Annotated in this window: 8 protein-coding genes and 1 pseudogene; 7 read left to right on the top strand and 2 right to left on the bottom strand. The window is 44.9% G+C overall.

Features of this window, described 5'->3' with window-relative positions:
* The first annotated feature begins 392 nt into the window (after nt 1-392).
* Entirely contained in the window at nt 393-1,796 is a 1,404-nt protein-coding gene (locus G493_RS0121615) for an acyltransferase family protein (RefSeq protein ID WP_035275561.1), read from the top strand.
* 111 nt (nt 1,797-1,907) lie between these two features.
* On the opposite strand, the gene ltrA is transcribed toward G493_RS0121615, so the two are convergent.
* Nucleotides 1,908-3,233, bottom strand: a complete 1,326-nt coding sequence (gene ltrA / locus G493_RS0121610; RefSeq protein ID WP_232363812.1) for a group II intron reverse transcriptase/maturase — start codon at nt 3,231-3,233, stop codon at nt 1,908-1,910.
* A gap of 655 nt (nt 3,234-3,888) precedes the next feature.
* On the opposite strand from ltrA, the gene G493_RS0121600 reads away from it, so the two are divergent.
* The 6 genes from G493_RS0121600 to G493_RS34105 all read left to right on the top strand — a co-directional run bounded on the left by G493_RS0121600 (nt 3,889) and on the right by G493_RS34105 (nt 8,515).
* Nucleotides 3,889-4,413 carry a YcxB family protein gene (locus G493_RS0121600; protein WP_084813712.1) on the top strand — a complete coding sequence of 175 codons (525 nt, stop codon included), beginning with the start codon at nt 3,889-3,891 and terminating at the stop codon, nt 4,411-4,413.
* 564 nt (nt 4,414-4,977) lie between these two features.
* The gene (locus tag G493_RS30670) at nt 4,978-5,571 is read left to right on the top strand and encodes a reverse transcriptase N-terminal domain-containing protein (protein WP_035275559.1); all 594 of its coding nucleotides are present in this window, start codon (nt 4,978-4,980) and stop codon (nt 5,569-5,571) included.
* Nucleotides 5,465-6,226, top strand: coding sequence for a group II intron maturase-specific domain-containing protein (locus tag G493_RS30665; protein ID WP_232363813.1), 762 nt, complete (start codon nt 5,465-5,467; stop codon nt 6,224-6,226). Before G493_RS30670 ends, G493_RS30665 begins: the two co-directional genes overlap by 107 nt.
* Nucleotides 6,227-6,366: 140 nt before the next feature.
* Nucleotides 6,367-6,939: a hypothetical protein gene (locus G493_RS0121590; RefSeq protein ID WP_153306627.1), complete on the top strand. Its 573-nt coding sequence runs from the start codon at nt 6,367-6,369 to the stop codon at nt 6,937-6,939.
* 803 nt (nt 6,940-7,742) lie between these two features.
* Nucleotides 7,743-8,084 (top strand): hypothetical protein, encoded by a 342-nt coding sequence (locus G493_RS0121580; RefSeq protein ID WP_028582045.1) that lies wholly within the window; start codon nt 7,743-7,745, stop codon nt 8,082-8,084.
* 128 nt (nt 8,085-8,212) lie between these two features.
* Nucleotides 8,213-8,515 carry a hypothetical protein gene (locus G493_RS34105; protein WP_028582044.1) on the top strand — a complete coding sequence of 101 codons (303 nt, stop codon included), beginning with the start codon at nt 8,213-8,215 and terminating at the stop codon, nt 8,513-8,515.
* 623 nt (nt 8,516-9,138) lie between these two features.
* On the opposite strand, the pseudogene G493_RS30660 reads toward G493_RS34105, so the two are convergent.
* A pseudogene (locus tag G493_RS30660) lies at nt 9,139-9,326 on the bottom strand (ISNCY family transposase); the annotation flags it as partial.

Below are 9,326 nucleotides of genomic sequence, written 5' to 3'. Positions count from 1 at the left end.
TCTTTCATTATGCAGGTAAGCGACCACAGGGAGACTCCAATCGCGGCATTTACCGTATCTCCCAAACCCAAGGCGTTGTCATGTTGTGCTGACTTACCTGGAAACTCGGCCTTGTATGCCGTTTCTGTTCGTCGACTCATAATTTCGGAGTCTCGTACCTCGCTTACCTGCACTCCAGCTTCCTTCAGACGAACCCTCGCGAGATCGCCCTTGCTTTCGGCTAGTATTTATGTTCCTGTCATCTCGACAGTAACAGGGTTTACATACAGGGGACTTGCACCCCATTAGATCACGCCCATGCCGGGCGTACACCAAGGGCTCCAGCGGATTTGCTACACGCTGCGCGTTCCGCAAACGCGCTGAGCCCAGTCGTTCATGGCGACTTCGTCGCCATGAATCGCGGTGCTGACTGCGTCAAGCACCTTGTCCTGTCGCTTCGCGCCAGAACAAGGTGCTTGACCAGACACCGTGAACACCACAACCAAGCTCCGCTTGCTTGCGCTGCCCACGGCGCTGGTCAGCACCGCGATTCGGCTTATAAAACTGGGGATATCAATATGAATGAATCATTAATAAACAAGAAAAACGAACGGATATTTTTCTTTGACAATATACGATATCTGCTAGTTTTTTTGGTTGTCGTTTTTCATATGACCTGTGCTTACACCAACTATGCCAACTGGTGGGCTGTTAATGACGATAATTCCGTTTTCTTCGATTATCTCATGCGCCTTCTTAATCTCTTTTTAATGCCGGTATTATTTTTTATTTCTGGATATTTTGCCTTACCCTCACTTCATCGATATGGTAGCTACCGCTTTCTTAAAAAAAAGATCATCCGTCTGGGCATCCCGTGGTTGGTTGGCGTTCTTTTGGTTGGCCCCATTCGAATTTATATCTATCAATACTCCCGAGGCTTCGAAGATATAAGTATGTGGCAGCTTTTCGTTTTAAAAACCCAGGAAGCTGCAACGTTTTATACAGGGTTCATCACTTCTAGTCAGCAATTTCATCATAGTCATTTCTGGTTTTTGTCTCTTCTCCTTTTTTTCTTTTTTGTGTTTGTCTTGCTGCACAAGGCAATATCTTTTCGTGCAGGAAGAGCAAGCCCTGAAAACCAAATAACGGAGCCATCAATCAAATCCATCATTTTGGTTTTTGTTCTGATCAGCATAGTGACAGCCGTAATAACGTTGATCATGTTTTTGCTCTTTATTAAGGAGCCTGGTAAACAACCTTTTGTAATTATTGCCAGTATCCTTCAATTTCAACCTACGCGTGTAGGCTTGTACACAACATGTTTTGCCACTGGCATATATACGTTTTATAAAAATTGGTTCTACAGTATTAAAACTTTAGGGAGTCCTCTAGGCTGGCTTGTACTGACCCTTTTGCTTTTGCTTGCGGAAGAAAATGTTTTTGCAAGCCTGACAAGCGGGCTTACCCCGGTTTTAGGTGTTGCGTATGTAACGATCAAATCGTTTCTTGTCTTTTCCATAATTATGAGCCTCATGACATTTGGAGGGAAATACTGGAATAGTGGAAGTAAGCTTAATCAACTGCTTGCAAATAATTCGTATTCGATCTACCTGATACATTTCGTGATCGTGTTATCAGTTCAACTGGTGATGTACAAGTGGTGGAATGTGACCATCTATGCAAAATTCGTCACCGGGAGCATCTTATCACTCGCGTTAAGCTTTCTTTTTAGCGAATTTGCGGTCAGACGCTACCCAAAATCCTCTATATTGGGAGTCGTTAGCTTGTTCTGTGTGCTCGTAATAGTTTTAAATTAAGTTGAAAATATGCCAAAAAACGGTATTGCCGATCGGGATAGGAACGGCCATCGCTGACCGTCCCTCCCACACCACCGTACATACGGCTCGCGTATACGGCGGTTCGGCTGATCAAGGCAGGAGATGAAACCCTGGGAGAAACAAGCCCAATGTTCGACGAAAATACGCATTTGGTAGTGCAATGATTACCCACTTGGTTTTACTCATGCGCCACGCTCTCTTGCAGGCATTGCCTACAAAGACCGCCTGACCATGAGATACCCCCCGTTTTCGCAACTCCCTTATCCGGGTCCGTGGATTCTTCCACTGTTTCCAGAGAATGGCCCGAAGCCGCCGCATGATCCAGCCATGCAATGACCGGAACCGGCTGGTGCTTTGCGTTAGCCGGTAGTAGTTCCACCAACCTCGGAGGTATTCGTTCAAGTTGAAAATAATCTGATGAATTGACTGGGCACTGTTACGGGCGGTCAACTCTCGCACTCGATTCTTGAATCGTTGAATTGATTTCGAATGGATGCGGATGCGCGTGTCGCCGCGCTTACTGGTGAAACTGAAGCCGAGAAAGCACATCCACCAGGGGTGGGTGATTTTACTCTTTTCCTCATTTACCTGCAGGCGCAGCCTATTTGTAATGAACCGGGAGACGCTTCGCATTACACGATCGGCTGCTTTCCTGCTGCCTACATGGATAACGAAGTCGTCAGCATACCGGACGAAGCGTAACCCACGTCTCTCCAGCTCCTTGTCGAGTTCATCCAGAACAATATTGGACAGTAAAGGCGAAAGTGGTCCACCCTGCGGAGCTCCCTCATTTTGCGGCTCCACAGGCCCTCCGATCATTACACCGGAAGTGAGAAATTTGCGAATGAGTTTCAGCAGCCGTTTATCGGATATCTTTGCGGCCAGACGACTCATTAACCGATCATGACTGACCCGATCGAAAAATTTCGACAAGTCCATATCAACGACATGTCGATATCTGTCCTCCGTATATTGTTTTACCCTCTGTATGGCTTGATGCTGACACCGTCCAGGGCGGAAACCATAGCTGAAATCCGAGAACACAGGTTCCCAAATCTTTTGCAGGACTTGGGATATGGCCTGCTGGAGTACACGATCAAGAACAGTCGGTATTCCAAGCATTCTAACCCCGCCCTGTGGCTTTGGTATTTCCTTTCTCCGTACTGGCAGGGGCGTATACGTCCCGTCAAGCAAACTTACCTTCACTTTCTGCCAATGGCGCCGAAGATAGCTCGGGAGTTGATCAACCGTCATCCCGTCTATTCCTGGTGCTCCTTTGTTGGACCGAACCTGCTTAAGCGCTCGATCCATATTTCCCCGCTCAAGGATTATTTCTATGAGCCTGCTTCCTCCTGTCAAGGGATCTGTTAAGTATGACGCTATGGCCATTTCAGCACTCTGCTGCGCTATGATCATAAGTACATGCCTCCTGTACCCTTTTCTCATTTATCCCCACCATTCGGCTGGGGCCACCGTTCAGGCCTTCGTCCAGTCTGCCACCTCCCGGTTTTCCTATTCACCGAACTCGTTTACTGGCCTACTATGCCTTCTGCTGACTTCTCCCACGTAATAGGGGCCGGTTACCCGACCCTCACACATATTCCGTCGCACGCGACTTCTCAATGAGCACATGAGAGATCTCCCGGGGTGAACACACGTCTTTCCGTACGTGGACGCCGAGTATACGCTTCTGACCCTTAAAAAATGGATAGAGGACTTAAGACTGTGTCGAAGTCTGCGCTACCTGCGCCCTGGTCCCGACCAGACTCGCCTGACTCGATTTCTGTACGTCGCCCCGCACTTTCACGCTACTCAGCAGTAGCCGAGCTGCCTCTTTCAAGGATTCGTTGCCGAATACCCGTTGCAATAGCGTTAGGCCCTTCGCCTCCATCTGGCTGGGCCTGGGACTTGCCTAACTCTTTGAAATCAGGTACGGTTAGACTCACCCTTAAGAACGTGTGCCGTGCCCGGCACACAACCATCTGTTTGTAGGGATACGCAAACGGCTGCCACGGCGCTGGTCTACACCGCCATTAGCTATAGAATATTGTGCGAAATAGTATAAAACGATATGAAATTTGAATACGAATCAACTATAAATGATATTGCAGAACCAATGGTAAGGCTTCACATGAGGAGTAAAGCGTATCGAAATACTAAATGGTTGATGACGATTGGAGTAATTGCTGGTGTTTTTGCAGTGCTTCTGACCATGAAGTATTACTTCAACGAAAAAGTCAATCCTTTGCTTCCTCCAATTTTAGGCATTGCAATTGCTTCAGTATATTTTGTTAATTACCCATATATGGTAAGAAAAAATATACAGAAATACATTCAAAATGAATTAGGGAATCAGTTGCCATGCACAACTTCATATCTAATCAATGAGAATAAAATCACTACGAATTCTTTAAAAATAACAACAATATTCAACTTATATGATTTAAAAGAAATTATTGAAGATGATAAGAGCATTGAAATATTTTTCGGCCCAAAGGGTCTTTGTGTCATACCTAAAAGAGCTTTCAGCTCCGATGAGGAAACTAAGAAATTTGTAGAAATTATAAAGCAGAATGAAAAGCAAAATTTAAGCTAACCATCTGTTGATAAGGAGACGCAAACAGCTGCGAGCCCCACAACAGCACATTCATGGCGACTTCGTCGCCATGAATCGCGGTGCTGACTACGTCAAGCACCGCAATTGCTTGCGACACGATGCCCATTATATATTTTCACAGCATTATCGTGGAAACCCGGTGTTCCTCCACCGGTATCCTAGGGAGGCATGCTACCGTTGCGCTGATGACGGGGTGTGAAGCCCTCCCGACAACGTACCGAGGACCTTCAAAGTTGGAAGGTCGGGACAGAAAACGTGAGTGGCCAGGTCGGGAGTTTATAACGTCCTCCCGACGCGGATGTAGCGTCGTCGGTATACGGGGTAGACCTCAGTCAGTTGACAGTATGTATTGCAGAACGTGGTAAGCTCGTAGTGTCGCCACATGTGGCAAAGCCACCCGTAAGACAGGCCGATGGCGCTGCGGGGGTGAGACGCCTTACCAAGCAAATGCCTCTCTGTAATGGAGAGGATACGGAGTTATCTCCGGCCCGAAAGGGAGCTGAATTTTGACGGGTGCTCAATCGTGAGATAATCTGGAGAAAAGTGAAAAGGCTGCAGATGCGTACTGCGAAGGCGGTTGTAGAACGGAAATGGAACAAAGTGAAAGCGCTGCAATGGCTGCTTACTCACTCCATGTCCGCAAAGTTATTGGCTGTTAAAAGGGTGTCCAGTAATAAGGGCGCCAAAACCCCTGGTATAGATGGTGAGATCTGGACAGATCCCGCTTCCAGGATGCAAGGTGCTCTTTCCCTAAAAAGACTAGGATACGGCACCCTGCCTCTACGACGTATTTACATCCCAAAGAAAAACAACGGCAAACGTCCTCTTGGCATTCCCGTTATGCGCGACCGAGCCCAGCAAGCACTGTACTTACTGGCCCTGGAGCCTGTAGCGGAACTCACTGCAGATCCCAATTCATACGGATTTCGTCCGTACAGGGCCGCCGTGACGCCATCGGACAGCGCTTCTGTGGCTTATATGGAGGAAAAGAAAGCTCTTTCCAACCTCACCTGGTACACCCCAAGGGGGCATCGTCTCGCCTACTTTGGCCAATATGGCGCTGGACGGCATGGAAGCTGCGATCAGGGATGCGGCTGCAGGTCGAGGCCAGAAGGTCAACTTTGTCAGGTATGCTGACGACTTCATTGTCACCGCAGCCAGCAAAGAAATACTGGTGAAGAAAGTTGTGCCGGTAATACAATCCTTTCTCTCACAAAGAGACCTAATCCTCTCTGAAGAGAAAACCCATATTACCTGTATTGATGATGATTTTGATTTTCTGAGTCAAAATGTGCGTAAGTACAACAATAAAATGAAGATCACCCCAGCAAAAGACGCAATGAAGCGCTGTTGCGCCAAACTGGTAGAAACCATAAAGTCACACCAGGGGGATTCAGCGGAAAAGATGGTGGTAAAGCTCAACCGACAGATGTTCGGCTGGGCCATGCACCATCGATATATTCAATCTGCTGATGCCTTCTTCAAAATCGATTACGTTGTATTCAAGGCCCTCACGCGATGGATGCGCAGACGACATCCCAATAAAAGCGTGGGTTGGCTCAGGAGAAAATACATCCGCCCTACCGATAAACGTAACTGGAATTTCCATGCCAGGCACAAGAACGCGGCGGGTAAAACCGTCATCTTGGATCTTTTGCGTATGGTAGATATTGCCAGAGTACGGTATATAAGTATTAAAGGAGAGGCAACTCCCTATCATCATGAATATAAATGGTACTTTGCCATGCGGAGCAAGGCAACTAACATTCGCCTTGTACAGCCAATAATTTAAACAACCGTCGGACTTCTCTCATCAGAACGGGTCTTATTGAGTGCTTGAGCCGTATGCTGGAAAACTCGCTCGTACGGTTCTGAGGGGGGAAGGATGTCGTAAGGCCGCCGACCTACCCGGTGTTTAAAAAAAACAGTCAAATGAAATATCTATTATCTTTTTTCCTTACTTTTCTTCTAATAAATAATGCTGTAGCATATGAACCTCCATCTTCTACAATTGAAGAGGCAATAAAAAATGGCGAGATTGCTTTCATTGGCAAAATTATAAAACTTGAAGAGCTTTCTGATAGTGAAAATTTTAGTACTGCTATGGCAAAAGTAAAAATAATACAATGTTTTTATGGCATATTAGCCCAAAAAGATGAAATTACAAAAATTAAATATTATAGCAGAGTCTTTTCTGACGTCCCTAACCCTGGCTTTCCTGCTGATTTCCAGGTAAGTGATGTAATTTTTTTCGTTTTTAATAACAAACAAGATTTAGAAAAAGACTATTTAATTTTTAATTCTTTCTGGAAAAATCCTTTGAACCAAAATCTAAAAATTGACCTTGCATATTATGCTTCTGATGATCCAAATGAACGTTATACAGAGCAACGAAATGAACACGCATTTACGTCAATTTATATGCAAGGAGCCGCAAGTAGACCAAAGCTAGAGAATTTGTTTAAACTCGTTGAGACTAGAAAAACTGAACTTAGTAAAAAATAATATAATCAGCCGCACCACTGGACCACCTTAACTTCGGGTATGTGAAAGTTTAGTGAGCAAATAATAAAATTCAAACTAAATCCAAGTTCACGGTGCTAATGTCGGCGGCCGTGTGTTCAACGTTAGTGCGTCAAGCGCAGCTTGGCGCTTCTTGCAGTGTGCCCCGCTTATAAGTGGGAAGTCCCTGTCGGGCAAAGCCTAGCCAGCAGCCCGTACCGAGTGTTGCGCGACTCGCAGAGCCATCTGGCGAACAACAGTCGTGAAGCGTACACAGGGAACATTGCAGGCCGCAAGGGAGACGTACACCTCCCTTAAGCAATTCAGCCTCGTCAGAGTAAAATGCAGTTGGCGACGATTTTAACGTATCGGAAGCCAGAACAAAGGAATCGCAATGGCAAGATTCCGGAGGGACTGCCGGGGTCCTAGAGTGTGGCATGTAATGAGAGAAGTGTCAGGAACCCGGAGTCTACGCTTACCTGGGAGGCCCTTTTATCTCCTCTCAAAACGGAGGTAAGATGTATCAACCACAAGAAGAGCATCTGATGGGTAAAAGGGAGTCAGATCATTCCATAGTACTCTGAGTACGGTAGGAACGATCACATGGGGAAGGGAATGACGGTAGCATGTAGCTCGCAAAGGAAACATATGCAAACCTCACTGCGGGGGATAGCAAAGGAAGCTAAACTGCTTCTGTACGAAGCGAATACTATTGAGGAGCCCTGTGCGGGAAAACCGCACGCAGGGATCTGCGAGGGGACGGTCGGGTAACTGGCCGTTCTGCCTCGATTGTTCCAAAAGAAAATATGATTAAATATCTACTTGGCATACCGTTATTTATTGGAATATTCATCATAAGTTTATTCTTCTTTCTTTTGCCAGGGTTGCTTGCTCTTGGTGGTGTGTTTGAATTATTCAAAAACCATAAATGGCCCAAAATTATCGTTGGTTCAATCGTTAGTGCAGCATTTTTTACTCCTGTGCACTGTGGTGGCCATAATATGTTTTTTGTCCCTTTAATACTATCACCCATTTCAGAGCAAGTAACATTCTACGATCTCTTAACAAAATGGAAAGTTTTTACATCAATATGTATTGCATCAATATCATTTTTCTCATTTACTTTTTGGTATGAAAAAAATATTTAATGATGTAAAAATACCACAATAATATTAAAAACATAACGAGTCGTTTCACCATCGCTCCACTGCGTTCCGCTGGACGCGCTGATGCGCGCCGGTGAACTTAACGTTAGCGATGGTAGATAAATAACATCATGCCAAGAAGAGCCAAAAAACTCACCAAAGAACAAAAAAGAAAAAGAAAGGAAGCCAAAGCTGAAAGGCAAAGAAAATATCAGTGGGTTATGATGAATGGCAAGCAGGTTAGAATTAAACGACCACCTACTATAAATGGCATTCCTGAAGATGAGTACATTGAAAAGTACGCTGATCCAATATGGCTCCAGCAAAATGGTATGTATGAAATACTTCATGCCAGAGAAGTTGAAGGCCTATATGAAGTTAAAACCAACGTTGAAATTAAAGTAGTTGATAAAGATGAAGAAATACCTTTTTAAACAATGAATTGGATGCTGTGTATGCTGTAAAATATTTGAAATATAATAATAATTTCGCTGACCAGACATTCAACCGGACTGCTGTCAGGCGAGCGATTCGTTCTAAAAAACAATGGTAGTAAATCTGAGTGTTATTCCAGGTTGGAAAGATCACGGGTGCCAGCAGCCCGTTAATTAAACGTTGTGTGTCAGTAAATTAATGAAAACCATAATTGCGATATTAGCAGGTATATTTTTTACCATCTTCATTTTGAGAAAACTTTTCTGGGGAAGTCACTCTATTTTTCTGATGATTTTTCCCCCAAAAGAAGAGAAGGAATCAAAAGATATACATCCAGCTGATACTCAAAGTTGGAAATCATTTGGAAAAACAACCGATATAACATCATGGCTTTTATTGTTCGGTTGTTTAGTCTGTATAATGCTTTATGAAGCTCTTAATTAGTGACAGAACGAAAACCCCCTTTTCAGCTCATTTAATTTCGGGAATTATTCCCACATGATATTGTTCCAACACTCTGATGGTCTCCGCAATGTTTGCTGGGGTTTAAATTAACCGTAATCAGCAAATTTTAAATGGATCTCTCCCGCTGCCATGAAGTAATCTTGCAAAAATACAACAGTTATGCAGCTCTCTTGACCTTCTCCTGTCTTTTAATCAACGCCAGCTGTTTCTCTCGAACCCTTACTCCAAGCTGCTGGATATTTCGTGCCAGTACTGCCAGGGCAACATACCGTTTGAAGCCATTGAGCCCATGATCCGGGCATCGGTCAAGACCGTGAACTTCCAGTGCATTAATTGCTGATTCTA

Origin of the sequence: Desulfogranum japonicum DSM 18378, assembly GCF_000429945.1 — a bacterium.
GTDB lineage: Bacteria > Desulfobacterota > Desulfobulbia > Desulfobulbales > Desulfobulbaceae > Desulfogranum > Desulfogranum japonicum.
Note: the sequence above shows the minus strand (reverse complement) of the source record. Positions and strands in the feature narration are given on the sequence as shown.

Excerpts from the sequence above, each read along its gene's own strand:
- G493_RS0121615 (WP_035275561.1), top strand. The coding sequence starts at position 393 with ATGAATCGCGGTGCTGACTGCGTCAAGCACCTTGTCCTGTCGCTTCGC.
- ltrA (WP_232363812.1), bottom strand. The coding sequence starts at position 3,233 with ATGATCATAGCGCAGCAGAGTGCTGAAATGGCCATAGCGTCATACTTA.
- G493_RS0121600 (WP_084813712.1), top strand. The coding sequence starts at position 3,889 with ATGAAATTTGAATACGAATCAACTATAAATGATATTGCAGAACCAATG.
- G493_RS0121590 (WP_153306627.1), top strand. The coding sequence starts at position 6,367 with ATGAAATATCTATTATCTTTTTTCCTTACTTTTCTTCTAATAAATAAT.
- G493_RS0121580 (WP_028582045.1), top strand. The coding sequence starts at position 7,743 with ATGATTAAATATCTACTTGGCATACCGTTATTTATTGGAATATTCATC.
- G493_RS34105 (WP_028582044.1), top strand. The coding sequence starts at position 8,213 with ATGCCAAGAAGAGCCAAAAAACTCACCAAAGAACAAAAAAGAAAAAGA.